Below are 22,141 nucleotides of genomic sequence, written 5' to 3' on the forward strand. Positions count from 1 at the left end.
ATCTAATTTATAAAAGATGAAAAAGCAATTTCTAAAACTCCTGATGTTAGGAGCATTTGCAACAACCGTTACGCTTGCAGGTTGTTCAAAAACCGAAGGAGACCCACAACCTGAAGAAAACTTAGGCGATTCTAACCGTTGGATTACACTTTCTGGTGCTTTAATGGGCACAACACCTGGTGATGGTAACGGCGGTACAATGGTTTACTCAGTAAGTGTAAACGATGCTAAAGACCCGAATAAATCATTCAGCGTTTACGATAACGGTTTCCCGGTAAGATCACAACGTACGGCTCGTTTACAATCATCAAACGATGGCGCTACACTTTTTAACATTGCTTATACAGGTGCAAACGGAGGTGAATTCTCAAAATATAAAGTTAATGGTGGTTCAAACTATTCAGAATTATCTGATAAGGTAAACATTTCAAGCTATGCAACTACATCACCTAGATGGGTTAAATTATTTGATAACGACCAAACTGGTATTGCAGTAAACGTATCTGGTGTTAAAATCACAACAGGTACAAACGGTGCTTACGCTTATGCAAGAGGTACTTCAACAGTATTATCTTTAAATTTACAAGCTGCGGGTATTAAAACTTACGAGCAATATGAAATTCCATTGGCAACAGCTGAAGAAGCGCAAGGTTTTTACATTGGTCGTTTAGATGGTCCGGTATTAAACAAAGCAGGAGATAAATTAATCATCGGTGCATCAAGAAGTAAGTATAACACCACTACTAATCTTGCTGATAATACAGGTGCAGTAAAAATTTCATCAAAATCAGTTGTTGTAGATTATCCTTCATTAAAAAACCCAAAGGTTATTTCATCTACAGTTAGTCAGGGAAATACAAATGGTTACCGTAGTTTTAACGCTTTCTTAGGCGAAGACGGTAACATTTACCAAGCTACTCAAAATGGTACAGCAGGTTCTCACATCTTAAAAATTGGTACAAATAATGAATACGACAATAGCTATGTATTCAGTTTAGACGCAGCTTTAGGGGTTACAGGTTCTTATGTTGATGCCTGGAGATATGCTGGTAACGGAGTTGGAATTGTGGCTTACAACGTTGCAGATAAAGGTGGTTACCTTGCGCTTGTAAACTTGAACAACAGAACGGCTACAAAAATTGCCATTCCTGATGATGCGGATTTAAGTTTCGGTCAATACCAGGGATTTGTGGTAAACGGCGATGAAATTTTCGTTGCGGTAACTCCGGTGGGTAAAGATGGTAACATCTACATCGTTAACAGCAGAACTGGTGTATTAACCAAAGGTGCTAAATTGGTAAACAAAACAGGAAACCACTATATCGGTGTGTTTTAGTAGAATATAAAGTATACAAAAAGGGCTTGCTGAATGTTCAGCAGGCCCTTTTTGTATTATAAAAATTTCAGACTGTGTTAAAGTTTTTAAATAAATAAGTTGTCCAAAAGACAACAACTCCTTATATTTGCAATAGTTTGTTTTAATCGCGATTAAATGACTGTAAGTTTTAAATAATGAATCGTAACTTAATATTGCTTTCTAACAAACAAATTTCTCCAAATGAGAATAATTTATTTAAAAAGGTTACAAGATTTCGGTAAGAGACATGCCGATTCTATTAAAAGTATATCAGTTTTTAAGGGTATCGTAGAAAAAGCAGAATGGAACACACCATTGGAGATATTGGAAAGTTTTCCAACTGCAAAGGTATTGAACGGTAAACGAGCCAGATTTAAAATTGTTGGCAACAAATACCGCATCATTGTTGAAGTAGATTTTTTAGATAGAATTGTTGAAATTAGGTTTATAGGCACCCATGCAGAATACGACAAGGTTGATGCACTAACCATATAGCATATAATTAAATTAAAAATTATGAATGAAGCAACCCAATGGTTTTTATTAGAGAATGAGCAAGATTATGCTCAGGCAACTTCTCGTTATGAAGATTTAAAATATGTACAAAAAGGCAGTGCTGAACATAAAGAAAAAATGCTTTTGGCACATCTTATTTCCGAATATGAAAATGCTCAGTGGGATTCACCAATTGTAGATCCTATCGAAACGATTAAAATTAGAATGGAAGAATTCGGACTAAAGCCTGCAGATTTAGCAAAGGAATATGGTAACAAGGGCAACTTAAGCAAAGTTTTAAATTACCGGCGGGCGCTTTCTCTCACGATGATAAGACAGTTTAGTGCGAAATTGCACATTCCTACTGACATGCTGATTCAGGAATACGCGTTAAAAATATAACAATAAAGCCCGCTTATCAACGGGCTTTATTCTGTATTAAAATAGTTTTTCTTGCGGAGGCGTTGCACCAGCCAATCTGATGTAAACAGTTGCTTGTCCTCTATGGTGTGTCTGGTGTTCGAAGGCTTTATCTAAAGCTTGTTTCTTGGTCAAATCAAATCGTCCGAAAAGCTTAACCATTTCACTTAATTGTGCTGCTGTTAATTTTTTCGCACTGGCGATAACGAAGTCATAACTCGCTAAAACATCTTTAGTAACCGTTGCTTTTGATTTGTCTGTTCCTTTTTCTAAACCACCCATCGCTACCGGACTTTTTTCGCCAGTTGCCGTAGATGCGAATGCGTAGTTAGCATCTGCTAAATGCAAAAACTGATCAGCAAAAGAACGCATTTGAGGTGTAGGTTTTAAACTGTATGAAGCTTCAGGCATTGCATCCAAATATTCTTTAGTGTAGGCTTTTGCTCGCTCCCACTCCTTAATAACATCATCAGTTGCAGTTTGCGCTTTGGCAGCTCCCACTGTTAACACGAACAGTGAAAGCAATGTAATTTGTTTTAGTATTTTCATTTTGTTGTTTTTAATAAACTCCAAAAATCTGGCGTTTCAGCAAAGATAGCCATTAATACGATGTGGAAAATAGCTGTAGGTTAAATAGAATTTAAGTTTACAATTCGAAGGACTAAATATCAGAAGATTTAGAAAAGTAATTTTTAGTAATCTTCAGATATAAATCCATAATTTGGCAAATCAAATGCTTTCCATATGCTCAGATATCTCTTACCACTATTAGCTCTTTTAATTAATGGTTGCTCTGCTCAAACTAATTTTAATGGTGATTTTGAAAAATTAGATCCGGAAAATAGAAATCCACAAGGTTGGTCTTTAGCCTTCTCTCCAACACAAGCAAAAGATTTTAATACCAAATTGGATAGTTTAGTTAAACAAAGCGGAAAATATAGTGTATCAATTGAGAGATTCGGAAAGGACGGGCAATATGGCGCCATTGATTATACTATTCCAAAAAGTTTCGAGGGAAAAACCATAGAGCTTAGGGGCTACCTAAAAACCCAGGATGTAAAAACTGCATGTGGCTTATGGTTAAGGCTTGATGGAGCTGCTGGTGCAAACCTTGGTTTCGATAATATGTTACAACAAGGAATAAAGGGTACATCAGATTGGAAACAATATAGCATTAAAATGCCGTATACCAGCGAGGTTAAGGCTATACATTTTGGTGGTTTGTTACAAGGGGATGGAAAAGTTTGGTTTGACAATTTTGAACTTTTTATTGATGGAAAATCAATCGCAGGAGCTGTTCCAGCAATTAGTTATAAAGCGGAGCTGGATACCAGTTTTTCCAAAAGTTCTGGAATTAATGCAATCGCTTTAACCGATCAGCAAATAAATAATCTATTTATAGCTGGCCAGTATTGGGGCTTTTTAAAATACCATCACTCCAACATCAATGATGGAAATTACAATTGGGATGCAGAACTTCTCAGGCTGTTACCCGCTGTAATTTCGGCAAAAGACAATATAGCCTTGAGCAAAAATCTGGAGGTATTTTTGGATAAATTTAAAGCACCAGACATTTGCAAAACTTGTGCATTTAATAATGAAAACTTGAAAATTAAACCAGATTACGGGGATTTATTTACTGGAAAGGTATTAAGCAGTTCCTTAACAAATAAGCTAAAATTTATTTTTGAGAACAGAAGTCAGGGTAACAACTATTGGGTAGGGATAGCAACATATGGTAATCCTGAGTTTAAACATGAAAACGCTTATACTAGTATGCGATATCCAGATGCTGGCTACCGATTGCTTTCCCTCTATAGATATTGGTCTATGATTAATTACTTTTTCCCTAATAAAGATGTAATTGACGGCGATTGGAATAAAGTATTGAAAGAATTTGTTCCGATATTCTTTAAAGCCCAAAACGAGGAAGAATATACCTTAAGTACATTAAGATTAATCGCTAGGATTCAAGATACGCATGCTAATATTTGGGGTATAAACAAGGCTTTAGAAAATTTTAAAGGCAAATTTGCAGCGCCCTTTGAGGCTAAGTTTATTGAAGAAAAATTAATAGTAACCGATTTTTATACAGACAGCTCAGGCTTAAAACAAAATTTAAAAGTTGGAGATGAAATAAAATACATTAATGGTACAAAGGTAACAGACTTAGTAAAAAAATACTTGCCAATTACTCCGGCATCTAATTATGATACACAACTAAGGGATTTGCCAAATAATTATCTGTTGAGATCAAACGAGAAGAAAATGAAATTAGTAGTCGGCAAAGGCAATTCACTAATTGAGACTTATCTCATTGACTACAAATCAGCTTATAAAAATACGGATGATTTAAACTCAACAGGATATAAAATATTAAATGAAAACATTGGTTACGTGTATCCAGGCAAATACAGAAATGATGATATGCCAGATATCATAAAACAATTCAAAAACACAAAGGGCATTATCGTAGATATGCGCTGTTATCCTTTGAATTTCATGCCCTTTACATTCGGAAATTTTATAAAATCTGATTTCACGCCATTTGTGAAATTCACTTTCTTTAATCCGGGTAATCCTGGCGCTTTCACAGTTGGAACGATGGTAAAAAACGGAGGTGGTTACGATTCATCTATCTACAAAGGTAATGTGGTTGTTATTGTTAATGCAACAAGCCAAAGTCAGGCAGAATATACAACATTAGCTTTTCAGAGTGCTCCTAATGTAAAGGTAATCGGCAGTCAAACCGCTGGTGCCGATGGAAATGTTTCTTCGATTGTATTACCAGGAGGGATATCTACTATGATATCTGGCATTGGGATATTTTATCCTGATGGAACACCTACACAAAAAGTAGGTGTTAAAATTGACTACCGCATTAAGCCAACTATTAATGGTGTAAAAGCGGGAAAAGATGAATTATTAGACTATGCAATTGCAATTTTGAACAAAGGTTGGTAAGATTTGTAAGTCCGATTGCGATAATAATTAGCTCGTTTTTTAACAAACACTTATTAATTGGCTTACCTTTTCAATTCCAATGCATGAGTATTTCTTAAGAAAACCATACATCATATGTTGTAATCGGTGGGGCTGATAACATTGATCTTCCTTAATATTACAAAAAACCACCTAAATACCATTAGCGATTAAAAACATCGTATTACTCAGATTTTAAAGGCAAGGTAAAATGAAAAGTACTGCCTTTTGCAAGCACACTTTTTACCCCTATTTCGCCGCCATGTCCGGCGATAATTTCTTTACAGAGGAATAAACCAATACCAAATCCAGCTATCAGATTATTATGCTGAACCCGGTAAAAACGTTCAAATAATTTAGGTACTTCTTCCTGAAGGATACCCACCCCCTCATCCTTAACCTGAACGAAAACAGCATCATCAATTTTAACACAGGAAATCTGCACTGTAGAGCCAAGTTCTGAGTATTTCACCGCATTGTTAATCAAGTTAATAAACACTTGATTAATCTTCGCTTTATCAGCATTAACAATAACCGATTCAACAGGTTCAAAAATGAAGGTATGATTTGGATATAGAATTAAAACTTCTTCCTCAATATCTTTTACAAGCTTAGATATGTCGAAGTTTATCTTCTCGATAAATAGTTTCCCAGACTCTAACCTGGCAAGATTCAGGAAACCATTAATCATATTAGTCATTCTTCTGGTTTGTTTAAGCGATTGAAATATGGCCCTTTCGCCTATTTCATTATCCGCTACTTTTATCTTATCCAAAAGTTGTAAGTATGCAATTAACGAAGTTAGAGGTGTTTTGAGCTCATGACTGACCATACTGATAAAATCATTTTTACGCTGCTCGTGCTCTTTAATATCTGATATGTCTCGTGTGGTTCCGGCCACAGCTTCTACTTTCCCCGCCTCATTCACCACCGGAATCAAGATATAATCATAAACACGTCTGCCTAAAACTGCATGAGGGAAAGATACTTCACCCCTTACTGATTCCTTTGTTGCAATAATATGATCAATCTCTCTTTCATGCATTTCGGCGTGCCACGGTTCGTAACCATTTTCAAGCAAGCCTTTTCCAATTGCATCTTCGCTACTCTTGCCCCACATGGATAACAAGGCATCATTTGCATAAATAAAATTGTAGTTCAAATCAAAAACATACATCAAATCAGGCGTATTTGAGGTAATCGTTTCATATAATCTTTTCTGCTGCTCTGATTGTTCTTTCGCTGTCCTTAACCCCTCCTCTGCTTGTTTACGATCTGTAATATCACTGGCAGTACCAAACCATTCTATTATTTCTCCCAGCTCATTAACAATAGGAACCGCCCTTGAAGAAGTCCATCCTGTTGTTCCATCTGCCTGCAAAACCCGATGCTCTAACTGAAAAATTTTCTTTGTTTCCAGTGCTTCATTAATTGCCAGCTTTAATTTCTCTCTGTCTGATGGATGGATATATTTTTTTATCCAATTAGGATTTGGCTCATTTGTATTCGGCAAAAAACCACGTCCGTCTAATTCCTGCAAAACAAGCCAATCTGCACTCATCCTGTAAATCATGTCCGATGTAGCATTAACCAATGCCCTTAAGCGTTGCTCGCTCGCCTCAACAGGTTGCTGTTCTGAAATTAAGTTGTGTAATGGTTTTTCCATAATTCAATATACAATGCAGCGAAATAGAATGATAACATGAAACTAAAGCCATTGTTTGCATCAAAAAAATCTATCAATAACTTAACTAGAACTGTTGAGCAATAAAACATGGAGCGATTTACTCAAAATTTCTACGGCATTTTCCATCTCAGTTTTATTCATATGCCCAAAACCTAAACGTATACCCCTAACATTTTTTGTTTGGTATAATATGGTTTTAGGTAGAAACAGGCCTTCCTTAGCACACTGTTGTTTCAGTTTAATTAAGCTAAAATCATCCAACCATTCTACCCAAACCGCTAAACCCTGAGCCGGTATTTTAAATTTTATTTTCCCTTCTAATTTCGCTTTAAGCAAATTCACAAAATCATCGCGACGCTCTTTGTATACTTTTTTATTTTTTTTCGCAAGGCGATGAATTTCCCCATCTGCAATCCAATTACTCAAAACCTGTTCCTTTATCACATCAATGCCTGCTTCTAAAATTTGCTGATATTTCTCTAATTCTGCAATAAATTCCGGAGGCGCAGTAATAAAACCATAACCAAATCCCGAGGGTAAGCTTCGAGCAAATGAGCCAATATAAATTACATTCCCGCTTTGGTTAAATGCCGACAGCGGCAAAACCGGGTTATTATCATAATGAAAATCGAAGTCGTAATCATCCTCTATCACCACAAATCCATGCAACTTTGCAAGTTCCAAAATCTCAATTCTTCGCTTTGCGCTCAAACAATTTGTAGTTGGGTAATGATAATTAGACGTTAAATACAAGGCCCTGATAACATGTTCCGTACATACTTTTTTGAGATGCACTATACTCAAACCATCTTCATCTACAGGAATGGTAATTACCTGCGCACCACCATCTAGCAGTGTCATGTTAGAACGGTAATAGCCTGGTGCCCCAATAACCACCTTATCGCCATTTGATATTAATAGTTTGGTAACCAGATACAAACTCGTTTCGTGGCTGGTGGTGGTAAGAATGTTCGATGCCGTAATCCTCAAACCACGAGTCACATTTAAAAAATTTGAAAAATGTTGTTTAAAATCTGAATGAGATTCTGATTGGAGCTGTTTCCAACTTAATGTATTTTTTTTCCTTTTGAGTTTTGAAACATACAAACGAGCCAGCACATCAGTTTGAACTATTCTCAAGTCGGGTAATCCATCATTAAATTGATACGGTAAATTGCTGACCTCAACCGGATCTTCTAAAATAAGCGACCGCTTGAAACTAAAGGTAGATTCAGCTTGAAAATTCTGAACAGGTTTTATTGCTTTCGTCTGCTTTTGGTTCGATAAAATAAACGTGCCCTTATTTGGCGAAATCTTGATAAATCCCTGCAATTGTAAATCATCAAAAGCTTTAATCAAAGTGTTCCGATTCACACCAAGCAGTTTACAAAGTACCCGCGTACCGGGAAGTTTGGTACCCTCTGGTAATAACCCGGTTTGTATCGCTTTTATAAATTCAAAAACAATTTGCAAATAAACCGCAATGCTATTATCAGGCTTTAACTGTATAAAACTTTTAAAAGGAATTTGAACCGGACTATCCATTTTATTAAAACTGGTACACTTTAATGGTACGGCAAGGTACTACTTTTGCAAAAAATAAAAAAAATGAAACAACTTTACTTTGCTATACTATTAACCATCCTATCGGGCAGTTTATTTGCCCAAACTAAAAAAGACAGCGTTATCAATATGAATGATGTGGTGATTAATGAAAACCGTTTCAGTACACCAATCTCAAAGCAAAACAGAAATATCTATGTAATCGATAATACAACCATTGCAAAATTACCGGGCAGAACCATTCAGGAAATATTGCAATATGCCAACGGAATCGACATCAGGCAGCGTGGCGCTTTTGGCGGACAAGCAGACATCAGCATTGACGGAGGTAGTTTCGAACAAACCGTTTTGCTATTAAACGGAACGAAGATTATCGATATGCAAACCGCTCACAATATGCTTAATTTACCTATTCCGGTCGAGGCAATTGAACGCATAGAAATCATCCGCGGACCCGCAGCCAGAATTTATGGGATTAACAGCTTAACTGGTGCGATTAATATCATAACCAAAAAACCGACCACTTCAGGCGTTTTAATCTCTACTTATGCAGGTTCAAATTTCGAGAAGAATACAGACGGCAACGGAAAAACCTTTGTAGGTGGTGGCGTACAAATTGGTGGTGTACTAAGCAAAAAAAATCATCAGCATTCGCTTTTTGCATCGCACGACAAAGGAAATGGATATCGATTCAATACTGGTTTTGAAAACAACAAATTGCTGTATCAGGGTAATTTCCAAATTGATGAATCCAATACAATTGATGCGCTCTTTGGATACGTAAAAAGTGGTTTCGGCGCAAACGGATTTTACGCCAGCCCGGGTGATAAAAATTCTGATGAACAAGTTCAAACCACATTGGCTTCTGTGCAATCTAAGCACCAGATTTCAGATAAATTCACTTTAATGCCTCGATTAAGCTACCGTTACAATTTTGATGATTACCGTTATTTTGGCCCAACAAATTTAAATGCCGCAAGAAGCAAGCATTATAGCAACTCCTTTTCTGCAGAATTAAATACTACTTATAAAATTACCTCAGGCGAGTTTGGGTTTGGAGCAGAAGCCAGAAAGGACGACATCAATTCGACCAGTATTGGTGAACGTGAAAGAGATAATTTAGGCCTTTATGCACAATACAGAACCCAGCTACTGGAAAAATTAAATGTAAATATCGGCACTTACTTAAATTACAATTCTGATTACAAATGGCAGATTTATCCGGGTTTAGATGCAAGTTATGAAATTGCTAATGGCATAAGACTAGTAACCAATGTTGGTACAAGTCAGCGAAATCCATCCTTTACCGATTTATATTTAAACCAGCGCCCGGGAAATATTGGCAACGAAAACCTGACACCTGAAAATGCATTGCAGGCAGAATTAGGGTTAAAAATCGACAAAGGAAATTTCAATTTTAATGCGAATTACTTCTACAGAACGATAGATAAGTTTATCGATTGGACTCGTACAGTAACCACCGAACCTTGGCAAAGCAATAACATTGGCGATTTACAAACAAACGGATTTAACTTCAGAGCAAACTATAATTTCGCAGTCGCAGAAAAATCTAAAGTCAACATCAATTTAGGCTACTCTTATCTCGATTCAGAGTTTACAGGTATCAATTCGCAACTGGCTTTTAAATATTTAATTTCTTCGCTAAAACATCAGGTTACCAATACTGTAGATTTTCGATATGCAAATTTTTCGATATTACTGGCCACCCGTTTTAACCAAAGAATGTCGGGACCATCTTACTGGATTAATGATGTACGCTTAACGCAGTCTATCAAGAAATTCACCATCTTTTTAGATGCGCAGAATATATTTGATACCACTTACACCGAAATCGGAGCTATACCATTGCCATCAAGATGGATGAGCTTAGGTGTGAAATTTGTAAGTTTTTAAATCCTTTAATCAGCAAATAGCTGCAGCGTAAATCATTTAAACCTCGCTAGATTCACCTTGTCGAAATGCTTAAAAAGGTATTTCGACAAGTTCGTGAGCAAGAAATTGTTTCTCTACAGGCTTTTAATTGAAATCATTAGTTGTTGATGTAAGTTATTCTAAAAGACTTTCTTAAATCATTGATTACAGAGGTTATACCCGCATTCGACCCATGATTAGTATTACTGCCAGAGCTTGGTTTACTTATCATAAATCTAAATTGATCGCCTGCATCCAGCTTTATGATATCAAATGGAATGGTTATGGTTTGCACGGTATTGGTTGCCATTTCTTCAAAAGTCGAATTTATCCCGATTCTGTCTGTCCAAACACCTAATTTGTTTACTTGTAATACCAAGCGTAAAGCTGTTTTATCGTTATTGCTACTAATCTTTGGGTTGTAATTTAAAAATCCTGATAGCTCGTAAAAGCCCGTTGTATTAATGGTAAAGGATTCTTGATTGGCATTCAAGGTAACATAAGTAGGGTTTGAAATTGCAACACTGCCCGTTTCCCAGGGAACCGGCACTAAGCTTCCGCTGTTAAAATTTGATAATGCAGTACCTGTTAGTAAAAAGTCGGTTGGCGATTTCATAAAATAATCGTCAGGTGAGATTCTGGTTTGTATCTCTAAAGTAGACGAATAAGGCTCCCAGGCACTGCCATTCCACATGTAAACATTATTGGCTTTTACCGCATTCAGGCCTGTTGTTTCGTTGGTGTTAAATACCCATAAACCGGCAACGGGTGAAATTACGGGAGCTGCCAGATTAGTTCGGGTAAGGCTAACCCTGGTCATTAAAAACCCTTTTTTCGAACCATCAGGCAAATTCGATACATCCATATTTAATAATACAGATGATTTAGGTATTCGGGTTTGCACACCCGTTGATTGCCCTGATGCATTTATTATCATTAAGCCTAACAAAATTATCGGCAGTATGAATTTTATACGCGTTGTCATAAATCCCATCTTAATCAAGCTTAAATATTCTGATATTTTTTGAAAAGTTTAATCCTCCAGGTACACTGATGGTTGCTGGTGATTGGTGATTACCACCAAGGCTTTTATTAATAACCAATTGAATGATATCATTTTTATCAAGATGTATAACTGAAGGCGGAGCAATCAGTGTTCTTGAAAAACCCCCGGTATCTTTACCCCATACCAAAGTGGTTTGGGCAACTGTTACCCAAGTAGCGCCACCATTTGTAGAACGCTGGATTTTATAGAGTAAATTTGTGTTGGACGATGAATTGTTGCTGATGTGCGGATTGTAATTAATGTAGCCAGATATTTCATACTCTCCGCTATTATTAATGGTAAAACGATTATTATTTAAGGTTACATTATTGCCATTATTGGTAAGCACATAAATATTATTAAAGGTAACCAGTACATCCGACCCGTTATTAATTGCGGTTAAATTTGCGTTTGTTAGCTCTTGCTCAACTGGTTCTTGGCAAAAAAATACCTGAGGCAATAATAATTTTTTAATGGTATTAATATCGGCTATATCTTTCCAGCTGTTGCCGTTCCAAAAATAATGATGATCGGCTTCCACATGGTTAGGTTTAACGCCTGCAGTATTTGTATTGTACACCATTAAACCTATAGCCGGACTTGGAATGGTTAATACATCATCTGCAGATTTAAGATTAACTTTTGGCACTAAAACGCCGCCACTTTTAACACTTGAGTTAACTTCTAAAATTGTTGAGGCATGAGGCGTTCGTGTGCCTATACCGGTATCTTGCGCCTTTAAGTTTTGATTATAAACAATGGTTATTAGTAAAAGGGTATAAACTAATAAGGGTTTAAATATTTTCTTCATATTATAATGTAAAGTCTATCAAACGAATGTTTAATGATTTAGCCACGGGCGTATTGGTTGTCATACTTATTGTACCCAAACCTTGCGCTGAACCATCATTTGGATATGGGCAGGCCGTTATCACCCGTAGAAATTCACCATCGTTTAACCTAACTGCCGTAACGGGTACAATAAGTGTTTTAAAATCAGATACAGAGCCTTTCCCCCAATTTCCACGGGAACCTGCAACAGCTACCCAAGGCCCACTGGCACTCGTTCCCTTCTGAATGATTAAATTTTGTAGTGCTCTGTCTTTTGATCCGTTAGGATTGTAACTCATAAAGGAGGAAAGCTCGTATAAACCGGTTTTATTAACTCTAAATACCGTATTGCCTGCACTCGGTGTGATGATGTTTAATGTATTTAAATCCACAGTTTCGAAACTAAGTGCCAATACCTGAACCTCATTCGTAAAGGAAAAGGTTTGCGTAACAATCGATTTTGCATAGAAAACCCTTGGCACAATTAATTCTTCAACCGCTGTTAATCCTGGTAAGGAAACCCACTCAGAACCATTCCAGAAATAGTATCGGTTTGCATAAACATTATCCGGACTTAGGCCAGCATTTGCACTGTTGTATACAATCAAGCCTCTTTCTGGTGTAAGCGTTTGATCGTAACGACCTTTCAAAGCAATACTTGGTCCCTTAAATCCCTTATTCGCTGAGTTTAACTCCAAAATTGCACTTGCTACAGGCATTCGGGTTCCAATACCAGTTTGGCTGTATGTAAAATAGCTGAGGCTACAGATTAAAATTGTGAATATTATTTTTTTCAATGGATTGATGTTCTTGAACGTTAGATTTATAGGTTTAGCTAAGCTTTATAAGCAAACCAAAAGCCATCAAAGCATAATTAATTCTCATTTCCAAGCATATACAACTCTTAAAACTAAAATACGCCTACTATTTACTTGAAAGGCCAAATATTCAATTATTTTAGTTATTGTAATTTTAACACTACAACATTAATGACGAAAAATATACCATACAAGTAAGATAAAATCGTAGAAATATGAGTAATTTTTGAGTAAAAAATTCCGCAAGGGTTTTCACAGTTTGATATATGATATTAATACAAGAAGGGAATGGGCAATTCAGTTTACAATATTTAGTGGATTATAAATAATGGCCTTTATTCAACCATATTATTATTTTTAAACAACTGAAAATCTGTAAGTATTCTACAAAAACAGACTAATGCTTAATTAGTTCAGTATCTACATTTAAGGTTTCAAGGTTGATTTTATACGGTTGAGTGACTTTTTCTGCCAAACTAGGCTTAACGCTCATATTTTTGTTCGACTAGACCAAAATAGCCATGAGTGAAAGAAAAAGAGCTAACCAAGAAATCGATTATATGGATTCGAACTGGCTTGAAGAAATTATCAGCAAAACCTTACCTCAAAAAAGTACATTACCCTTTTCAATACTATCTAAACCTATCGCTGAAATCAGGTCACATTACGTTCTGCCCAATGAACTTAGTACTGAATTATATGGATTTACACATTTAATCGCAGTTTATATGTGCGAACGGGCATACAAACGGGAACGCTTACTTTATTACCATACCGATCCTACATACCGTGCAATGAATACCAATGATTATGCTTGCAGATTGCTTTGTAAAATGAAAATACTGTCTCTGCCAGATAAGTTTAATATGGAAGCCGAGCAAGCCCTTGGCCTCACGGCTGGTTTAATAAATCGTTTGCAGTCGAAAAATTATTATGATGTAAAATCCATTAATGAAAGAAAATTCTTTAAGCTTCACGTGAAATTTGGCCAATATGAAGAACGTGACTTAATCGACATCATGATCCTCAAACCGCTAATCAAAAAATAGCGTAATTTTGCAAATCAACGGACAAGGATATCCGACAGCTAATCCTTCATCATATGGAAAACCAGGTTGATACTTTTCTCAGCAACAAAAACAGAAGAATTATTTTTCTCTTCTGCACTTTCGTGCTTTTCTATTTGATATCCTTTTTGTTCGACCCTTATGCTAAATTCTGGAAAAATTACTTTGACAGAAGCTACTGGGATATTCTTGCCGAATGGCTGATCACTTTTTTGTTCTGCTTCTTGGTTGCCGAAGGCGCAATGGTTATCCACCGCAAGCTAAACAAAAAAATACCCTGGACACAACATCCAGGTAAGAGACTTCTTGTTGAAACAACACTGAATATTGCCGTAGTACTATCCTTTATCATCATGAACATATTTTGTATGTATTTGATTTACAACAAAAGTGAACCTGCTGATCAACAATTGTCTGTTGAAGATATTAGGGGAATTATCCAATGGCTGACGGTCAGTTTGGTGATTTCTTTTATCATCACAGGCGTTAATACAGGTAGTTTTATGATTAACAACTGGAAAAGCTCAGAACTTGAGGTTACAGAACAAAAACTCCATGTTTCTCAATTAAGCCAGGCTTCTATTGAAGCAGAACTGAATGCCTTAAAACTTCAACTCGACCCTCATTTTATATTTAACAACTTAAGTGTACTATCAGAGCTCATTCTGGAAGACCAACAGTTAGGCTACCAATATTCAGAAAATTTTGCAAAAGTATATCGGTACTTGCTCGTGAATTCAAAAAAAAATCTAATCCCACTTGCCGATGAAATCAGGTTTTTGAATGCTTACATATTCTTAATTAAACAAAGGATTGGAGATGGTGTTCATTTTGAAATAAACTTAAAGGAAAATATTCATCACCTGAGCATCCCTCCTTTAACTTTACAATTACTGATAGAAAACGCCATTAAACACAACATTACCAATAAACAGCATCCACTTATTATTAAAATTTACAGTGATTTAGAGGATACGCTTATTGTTGAAAATAATATAGTAAAGCTTGAACATCCCATAGTTGAATCTACTGGTATCGGACTTGCCAATATTGTTCGGCGCTTCAGTTTGCTCTCTGCCAAGCCACCGCTTATTGAGGCCAGCGAGCATCTTTTTAAAGTTCAAATTAACTTAATCCAATGGTAAAAAATATCATCATCATAGAAGATGAAAAGCCAAATGCAGACAGACTCGTCCGTTTATTGCGGGCGCAAATCCCTAACGTTAATATTTTAGCGGTGCTCGACAGCATTTCTGAAAGCGTAAAATGGTTTCAAAATAACGCTTGTCCGGATGTGGTGATGATGGATGTTAGGTTAACAGATGGACTTAGCTTCGGTATTTTCGAAAAAGTAAGTATAGATTGCCCTGTAATTTTCACCACAGCCTACGATGAATATGCTTTACAAGCTTTTAAGCACAATGGCATCGATTATCTTTTAAAACCGATTGAATCCGAAGAGCTTGAAAAATCATTGAATAAATTATCAAAAGCAGGTGCTTTGTATGATGATGGCGCGTTAAACCGCCTCTTAACAGAGTTGAAACCTAAAAATTATAAGAATAAATTCCTACTACCTTTTAGAGATGGTTTTAAAGTGATTGATGTAAGTGATATCCTATATATTGAAATGGATAATCGAATTGCAACTGCTTATTTAAAGAATGGCGCTGAAGCCATTCTACCCAATTCATTAGAAGAAATTGAAGAACAGTTAGATCCTAAATTATTTTTCAGGGCGAACAGGCAATTTATTATCCATGTTAATGCAGTTAAACAACTCTTAAATTATTTCAATGGCAAACTTAAGGTGTTGTTAAAAGATAAGGATGTGGAAGTTATAGTAAGCAGGGATAAATCTGCCGGATTAAAAGAATGGCTGGCACAGTAAAAGGATTATTCTATAAAATAGAATAATCCCATTTCTTTAATGAGCAAACCCGTTAAGCAGACTTCCTGTCCCAATCAACCAGATAATCGGGCATTTTAGGATTAGGCCGTTGGCCTAAACCTGCTCTTTTTCTTGATTCCAATAAAAGTTCAATCGTTGCAATCAGCAGCATCAGGTAACCAAAAAGCTCCAGGCATTCCTCTGCAGCGTTTTTAACAGCCCTAAAGTATCGTTCATCCATCACTGCATACCAGAATATCTTTCTTCCAAAAAGCCTGGAAAAAATAAATGTGGTTAGAAATCCGGTTAGGAAAATACCAAATGAGTAGCTGTTAACAAAATTCCTGAGCTCAAAAACCAAGCGCCGGAAATTTCGGATGAGGTGATATACGAACCACATTAAGATTAGACACACCGGATACATCCAGGTCGTTTTACCTAGGTAACGTTCAAAATAAATATCCTGCTCTCTAAAAAATGAACAGGCCAGCAGCGTAAAAAACAGCAGGGCGACCATTCGGTAATAACTATCCTTTTTAAAAATAAAAATAGAAATACCCGCAGAAATCACTAACAAAACAGACTGCATGTGTTCTGTAAAGGAATCCTCAGAAAACCGGTTATCGACATGAGTAGACAAAGCATCATGTCTGATGATTTCGGCCGCCAAAACTGCCAGTAAACAGTAAACCAGAAATCTTAAAAATTTTGCTATCATAGCATTATAAGAATGCAAAAATCCTGGATTAAACCTAAACACTAAATTCTAAGGTTCAATCCAGGATTTTAGGGTGAAAAATTAAAACGATGATTATTTTTTACCGCCCAATGGAATGGCATAACCCAATGAGGCCATTATGCCGCGGTTTTTAATACCTGCCGACTTAGCCACATCCGTTAAGCCTAATGCATAACGGCCATCAATAATAATTTTACCCGGACCCACAGGAAGTGCAACGCCTGCACCCATTTGTACGCCAAATTCAAATTTCTTAGGCGCACTGCCATAATTGCTTATGAATTTACTTTCCTTATCAATCATTAAAGCAATTGAAGGGCCGGCATTAATATAAACCGGACCGAACGCATATTTGGCTAATACTGGTAATTCCAGATAATTCAGTTCCAGATTGGTTTTTCTGCCTGCAAATTCCAATTTAGTGCCTTTACCTATAAAATTAATTTCAGGCTGAACAGAAAAACCGCCTGCTCCCGTGTGGATATTTAAACCTAAACCACCCTGAAAGCCAACCTTAAATTTCTCTGCATTGGTTGCATCAATTGCCTGTTTTGAAATATTGATGCCCGCTTTAGGGATAAGTTCTAATTTTTGTGCACTTACTGTGCCTGCTCCTGTTGCAAGCAAAGCCATAAGGATTAATTTTCTCATTTTATTATTTTGTTTTTGATTATTTGATAGGCCAAAACTATCAGCGAAAAGAAAACATTGAACGAAAAAATAGCTGAACCGTAGAAAAAAGCACCTCAAATTAATACGCATCCTGCCTGAATGGTAAATTAAAATCCAGGCTTCAAACAACATTCGAACAGGGGAAGTTATACTTTGATTTTAGTTCACAAATCCTGGTTAAAAACCGCCAAATCCACCATTACGTTTCAGGGCATTAACGTCTGCGTTTGAGGCGCCATTTTCGACGTTTGAGGCATTTTTTGAAGCAAACCACTACTCAAAACAGCTTCCTTTGCAGCGTAAAAAATCAATTTAAAAATGATGACACAGAGAATTAAAGCAGTAGACTTATCAAAATCTATACTGTTAATATTAATATCCGTACTGGCAGTTTCTTGTGGAAGTAAGCAAGAGGATATGCCAGCTCAGCCAGCAACTAAAGTGGATTTCCTGACTATCGCTCCGGCCGCCTCAACATTGGAGCAAAAATATCCTGGAACGATAGAAGGCTCGGTTAATGTTGATATTAAAGCGCAGGTATCCGGTTATTTAGAACAGATTTATGTTAAAGAAGGCGATTACGTAAGTAAAGGCCAACCGCTGTTTAAGATAAAGGGTGAAGTATTTCAGGAGCAGGTTAACAATAGCCAGGCAAGTTTGAAGGCTGCACTTGCGGCGCAATCTACTGCTAAAATAGAAGTAGAAAAAGTTCGTCCCTTGGTAGAAGGAAAGGTTGTATCTCCTTTGCAACTGGAAACCGCCCAGGCGCAATATGAATCTGCAACTGCACAAGTAATGCAAGCTAAAGCGGCATTAGGTTCTTCTAAAATCAATGCCAATTTCGCGGTGATTAAAGCACCCGTAAGTGGTTACATCGGCAGAATACCAAACCGTATTGGAAATTTAGTTACGCCAACCGATACCGCACCTTTAACCTCACTATCTGATATCAATCAGGTATTTGTTTATTTTTCTATGAGTGAGGCTGATTTTATTTCCTACACTAAAAATAAGAAATCAGGTGCTACAGGGAACAAGGTACAAATGGTTATGGCAGATGGAAAAGTTTATGAGCATAGCGGCTTGCTGGAACTGGCGAGTGGTAATATCGACCAGTCTACCGGAACAATGGCATTAAAAGCAATTTTCCCTAACCCTGATAAAATGTTACGTTCAGGCGGTTCAGCAAGAATCATCTTAAGCCGCGAACTATCTACTTCCTTAAAGGTACCAATGGCCAGCGTGAAAGACATACAAGACAAACTATTTGTTTTTGTTTTGGCTGATAGCAATAAAGTAGAGATGAGACCTATAGAAATTGCCGGGCATGATGGAAACGATTACATCATTAACGAAGGGCTTAAAGCAGGCGATAAAATTGCGGCGAACAGCATTGATAACCTTAACCATGGGATGAAAGTTGCACCAAGCCCTGCTAAAGGCGATTTAACAAAAAAATAGTTTCCAGCCAATTTAAAAATCATGTTAAAAAAGATAATAGACAGGCCCGTAATGGCTACGGTTATTTCCGTAGTGCTCTTAATATTGGGTATTATTGGCCTAAGCCGATTACCGGTAACCCGTTTCCCAGATATTTCACCGCCAACCGTAATGGTTTCGGGGAGTTACCCGGGTGGAAACAGTGAAGCCGTAATCCGTTCGGTAGTTACTCCTTTGGAAGAGCAGATTAACGGGGTAGAAAATATGCAGTACATTAAATCTACTGCAAGTAATGATGGAAGTTTTTCAATCTCTATCATTTTCAAACAAGGCGTAAATCCCGATCAGGCAGCGGTAAACGTACAGAACAGGGTACAACAAGCCACACCTATTCTGCCGCAAGAGGTAATCCGTATGGGACTTACCACCTCGAAGCAGCAAAATAGTATGATTATGATCTTTAACATCTTTACGGATGATAATAAGAAATATGATGAACTATTCTTGCAGAACTATGTGAACATCAATTTAATTCCAGGTATTAAAAGGGTTCCGGGTGTTGGACAGGCGCAGGTTTTCGGACAAAAAGATTATTCGATGAGGGTTTGGTTAAATCCACAGAAAATGGCAAGTTACAACCTGATTCCGGATGATGTAAACCAAGCGATTGCGAGCCAAAGTATCGAATCTGCTCCAGGAAAACTGGGAGAAGAATCAGACGCTGCACTGGAATACGTAATGCGTTACAAGGGTAAGAAAAACCAGCCTGAGCAATATGAAAATATTGTTATCAAAAGAAATGGCAGGGATTTGGTACGCTTGAAAGATGTAGCCAGAATCGAATTTGGCTCACTAAGTTACAGCGGGAACTCAACCGCAAGCGGAAAAAATGCGGTAACCGTTGCCATTTTGCAAACGACAGGTTCCAACGCAAACGAAATAGAAATTGGCGTAAGGGCGGAACTGGAGAAAGCTTCAAAATCTTTTCCTCCGGGCATTTCACATACTAGTCTGATGAGTTCAAAAGAACGTTTGGATGAAGCGACAAGCCAGGTTAAATCAACATTAATCGAAGCCTTTATCCTGGTTTTTATCGTTGTATTTTTATTCTTGCAGGATTTCCGTTCAACTATTATCCCGGCTATTGCTGTTCCGGTTGCCATTTTAGGTACCTTTTTCTTCCTGCTCGCCTTTGGTTTCACCATCAATGTGCTAACGCTTTTTGCCCTTGTGCTTGCTATTGGTATTGTGGTTGATGATGCCATTGTGGTTGTTGAGGCCGTCCATGCGAAAATGGAAGGCTCGAACATGACCGGAAAAGAAGCTACGCATAGTGCAATGGGCGAAATCACAGGTGCGGTAATTTCAATTACCCTAGTGATGTCTGCGGTATTTATACCTATCGGTTTTATGACTGGTTCATCAGGTATTTTCTATAAACAGTTTGCCTATACTTTGGCAATTGCCATCATCATTTCAGCGGTAAATGCCCTAACACTTACCCCTGCCCTTTGTGCTTTGTTATTAAAGAACAACCATGCTACAGAACCGGGTCATACAGCAGAAAAACCTGGTTTTACGAAGCGCTTTTTCATGGGCTTTAATGCAGGTTTTGAAAATCTGACAGACCGTTACCTAAAAGGATTAAAGTTTTTAATTCGTAGAAAATGGCTTGGTACAGGCTTAGTTTTAATTATCACTGCCGTAGCGGGATGGTTAATGATAAGCACCCCAAAAAGTTTTGTTCCTATGGAAGATGATGGATTTGTTATTTTTAGTTTGAGTATGCCGCCGGGAACTGCCTTAACGCGTACAACTGAAGTCACTAAACGTATCGACACCATTTTAGCCAAAACGCCTGCCGTACTAAACAGTACTTCAATTACGGGTTTCAATATTTTGTCTAACAGTGCCAGTCCGGCATATGCTTTGGGTTTTATCAAACTGAAGCCTAAAAAAGAACGGGGTGAAGTACAGAATATTGACGAGATAATGGGTACTTTATCTGCACAGTTTGCTGAAATTAAAGAAGGCAGCGTAATGGCTTTCCGAAGTCCGCCGGTGGATGGTTATGGCGTAACCAGTGGTTCAGAAATTGTATTGCAAGACCGTACAGGTAAAGACCCCGCAGCCTTAAAAGCCATGTCAGACAAACTGATTGGCCAGATTATGCAACAACCGGGTGTGCAATACGCATACACAACTTTCAGAACGGACTACCCACAACTGGAAATTGAGGTAGACGAGGATAAAGCAAACCAGATGGGCGTTAACATCAGTTCGATGATGAATACCATCCAGACTTATTTCTCGGGAGACCAAAGTATGAACTTCACCAGGTTTGGAAAGTTCTACAGGGTTAATGTAAAGGCTGATGGTGTTTTCAGAACCGACGAAGATGCTTTCAATGAAATCTTTGTGCGCAATGATCAGAACCAGATGGTTCCGGTACGCTCACTGGTTACCATGCATAAAGTTTACGGACCAGAATCCTTATCAAGATACAACCTTTACAACGCACTTACCATTAGCGTTGTTGGGAAACCAGATGCAAGTAGTGGCGAGATTATGGAGGCATTGGAAAAAAATGTACTCAACACCCTGCCAAGTGATTATGGTTATGAATGGACAGGATTAAGTTTGGAAGAAAAATCTTCAGGAAACCAAACGGTTATGATTTTGGCTTTATGTCTGTTATTCGTTTACTTTTTACTTGCTGCACAGTTTGAAAGTTACCTGCTTCCTTTACCGGTTTTATTGTCCATTCCGACGGGTATATTGGGTGCGTTTGCTGCCATTAAGGCGATTGGCCTGGATAACAATATTTATGTTCAGGTGGGCTTGATTATGCTGGTCGGACTTTTAGCCAAAAATGCCATTCTGATTGTTGAATTTGCCGTTCAGCGTAGAGCCGCTGGCTTAACGATTATTGAATCGGCCATTGAGGGTGCTAAATCGAGGTTACGCCCGATTATCATGACTTCACTTGCTTTTATTGTAGGTATGATTCCTTTAATGATTGCTACCGGAGGCTCAGCTATGGGAAATCGTTCTATTAGTACCGGGGCAGCGATTGGTATGCTTTCAGGTGTAATCTTTGGCGTGTTTGTAATTCCATTGCTTTACATTCTCTTCCAATACCTACAGGAAAAAATTTCCATCAAAAAAGAAACGCACACCGTAACACCAAATCACCATTAAG

At 37.4% G+C, this 22,141-nt stretch carries 18 protein-coding genes; 10 read left to right on the plus strand and 8 right to left on the minus strand.

Going from position 1 to position 22,141, the window contains the following annotated elements; translation table 11 throughout:
- Nucleotides 1–16 precede the first annotated feature (16 nt).
- The 3 genes from R2Q16_RS02385 to R2Q16_RS02395 all read left to right on the plus strand — a co-directional run bounded on the left by R2Q16_RS02385 (nt 17) and on the right by R2Q16_RS02395 (nt 2,254).
- Nucleotides 17–1,336: a hypothetical protein gene (locus tag R2Q16_RS02385; protein WP_316734932.1), complete on the plus strand. Its 1,320-nt coding sequence runs from the start codon at nt 17–19 to the stop codon at nt 1,334–1,336.
- A gap of 222 nt (nt 1,337–1,558) precedes the next feature.
- A complete protein-coding gene (locus R2Q16_RS02390) occupies nt 1,559–1,852 on the plus strand; it encodes a type II toxin-antitoxin system HigB family toxin (protein ID WP_316734933.1) in 294 nt (97 codons plus the stop codon).
- Nucleotides 1,853–1,873: 21 nt separating this feature from the next.
- Nucleotides 1,874–2,254, plus strand: coding sequence for an XRE family transcriptional regulator (locus tag R2Q16_RS02395; RefSeq protein ID WP_316734934.1), 381 nt, complete (start codon nt 1,874–1,876; stop codon nt 2,252–2,254).
- A gap of 36 nt (nt 2,255–2,290) precedes the next feature.
- Here the strand turns inward: R2Q16_RS02395 and R2Q16_RS02400 are convergent, their stop codons facing one another.
- A complete protein-coding gene (locus tag R2Q16_RS02400; protein ID WP_316734935.1) occupies nt 2,291–2,821 on the minus strand; it encodes a DinB family protein in 531 nt (176 codons plus the stop codon).
- 195 nt (nt 2,822–3,016) lie between these two features.
- Here R2Q16_RS02400 and R2Q16_RS02405 point away from each other — a divergent pair, with 195 nt between their 5' ends.
- Complete coding sequence (locus tag R2Q16_RS02405) at nt 3,017–5,236, plus strand: S41 family peptidase (RefSeq protein ID WP_316734936.1); 2,220 nt, start codon at nt 3,017–3,019, stop codon at nt 5,234–5,236.
- 202 nt (nt 5,237–5,438) lie between these two features.
- On the opposite strand, the gene R2Q16_RS02410 is transcribed toward R2Q16_RS02405, so the two are convergent.
- The gene (locus R2Q16_RS02410) at nt 5,439–6,920 is read right to left on the minus strand and encodes a PAS domain S-box protein (RefSeq protein WP_316734937.1); all 1,482 of its coding nucleotides are present in this window, start codon (nt 6,918–6,920) and stop codon (nt 5,439–5,441) included.
- A gap of 81 nt (nt 6,921–7,001) precedes the next feature.
- On the minus strand, nt 7,002–8,486 hold the full coding sequence (locus R2Q16_RS02415; RefSeq protein WP_316734938.1) for a PLP-dependent aminotransferase family protein: 1,485 nt from the start codon (nt 8,484–8,486) through the stop codon (nt 7,002–7,004).
- Between the two features lie 63 nt (nt 8,487–8,549).
- On the opposite strand from R2Q16_RS02415, the gene R2Q16_RS02420 reads away from it, so the two are divergent.
- Nucleotides 8,550–10,418, plus strand: a complete 1,869-nt coding sequence (locus R2Q16_RS02420) for a TonB-dependent receptor plug domain-containing protein (RefSeq protein ID WP_316734939.1) — start codon at nt 8,550–8,552, stop codon at nt 10,416–10,418.
- 136 nt (nt 10,419–10,554) lie between these two features.
- On the opposite strand, the gene R2Q16_RS02425 is transcribed toward R2Q16_RS02420, so the two are convergent.
- Genes R2Q16_RS02425 through R2Q16_RS02435 form a run of 3 tightly spaced genes read right to left on the minus strand, consistent with a single transcriptional unit; the run spans nt 10,555 to nt 13,109 of the window.
- Entirely contained in the window at nt 10,555–11,421 is an 867-nt protein-coding gene (locus tag R2Q16_RS02425; RefSeq protein WP_316734940.1) for a hypothetical protein, read from the minus strand.
- Between the two features lie 10 nt (nt 11,422–11,431).
- Entirely contained in the window at nt 11,432–12,292 is an 861-nt protein-coding gene (locus tag R2Q16_RS02430; protein WP_316734941.1) for a hypothetical protein, read from the minus strand.
- A 1-nt stretch (nt 12,293) separates the two neighbouring features.
- Nucleotides 12,294–13,109: a hypothetical protein gene (locus R2Q16_RS02435; protein WP_316734942.1), complete on the minus strand. Its 816-nt coding sequence runs from the start codon at nt 13,107–13,109 to the stop codon at nt 12,294–12,296.
- Nucleotides 13,110–13,651: 542 nt separating this feature from the next.
- On the opposite strand from R2Q16_RS02435, the gene R2Q16_RS02440 reads away from it, so the two are divergent.
- Genes R2Q16_RS02440 through R2Q16_RS02450 form a run of 3 tightly spaced genes read left to right on the plus strand, consistent with a single transcriptional unit; the run spans nt 13,652 to nt 16,088 of the window.
- The gene (locus tag R2Q16_RS02440; protein WP_316734943.1) at nt 13,652–14,179 is read left to right on the plus strand and encodes a hypothetical protein; all 528 of its coding nucleotides are present in this window, start codon (nt 13,652–13,654) and stop codon (nt 14,177–14,179) included.
- A 53-nt stretch (nt 14,180–14,232) separates the two neighbouring features.
- Nucleotides 14,233–15,342: a sensor histidine kinase gene (locus R2Q16_RS02445; RefSeq protein ID WP_316734944.1), complete on the plus strand. Its 1,110-nt coding sequence runs from the start codon at nt 14,233–14,235 to the stop codon at nt 15,340–15,342.
- Nucleotides 15,336–16,088 (plus strand): LytTR family DNA-binding domain-containing protein, encoded by a 753-nt coding sequence (locus R2Q16_RS02450; protein WP_316734945.1) that lies wholly within the window; start codon nt 15,336–15,338, stop codon nt 16,086–16,088. The genes R2Q16_RS02445 and R2Q16_RS02450 overlap by 7 nt, the downstream gene beginning before the upstream one ends.
- A 52-nt stretch (nt 16,089–16,140) precedes the next feature.
- Here the strand turns inward: R2Q16_RS02450 and R2Q16_RS02455 are convergent, their stop codons facing one another.
- Both R2Q16_RS02455 and R2Q16_RS02460 read right to left on the minus strand, forming a co-directional pair.
- Nucleotides 16,141–16,806 (minus strand): hypothetical protein, encoded by a 666-nt coding sequence (locus tag R2Q16_RS02455; RefSeq protein ID WP_316734947.1) that lies wholly within the window; start codon nt 16,804–16,806, stop codon nt 16,141–16,143.
- Nucleotides 16,807–16,899: 93 nt separating this feature from the next.
- Nucleotides 16,900–17,478 carry a porin family protein gene (locus R2Q16_RS02460; RefSeq protein WP_316734949.1) on the minus strand — a complete coding sequence of 193 codons (579 nt, stop codon included), beginning with the start codon at nt 17,476–17,478 and terminating at the stop codon, nt 16,900–16,902.
- Nucleotides 17,479–17,817: 339 nt separating this feature from the next.
- Between R2Q16_RS02460 and R2Q16_RS02465 the strand changes: the two genes are divergently transcribed.
- Both R2Q16_RS02465 and R2Q16_RS02470 read left to right on the plus strand, forming a co-directional pair.
- Nucleotides 17,818–18,960 (plus strand): efflux RND transporter periplasmic adaptor subunit, encoded by a 1,143-nt coding sequence (locus R2Q16_RS02465; RefSeq protein ID WP_316734950.1) that lies wholly within the window; start codon nt 17,818–17,820, stop codon nt 18,958–18,960.
- A gap of 21 nt (nt 18,961–18,981) precedes the next feature.
- Complete coding sequence (locus R2Q16_RS02470; RefSeq protein ID WP_316734951.1) at nt 18,982–22,140, plus strand: efflux RND transporter permease subunit; 3,159 nt, start codon at nt 18,982–18,984, stop codon at nt 22,138–22,140.
- Nucleotide 22,141: the final 1 nt, after the last annotated feature.

The sequence above is a fragment of the Pedobacter aquatilis genome, assembly GCF_032678425.1.
Taxonomy (GTDB): domain Bacteria; phylum Bacteroidota; class Bacteroidia; order Sphingobacteriales; family Sphingobacteriaceae; genus Pedobacter; species Pedobacter aquatilis_B.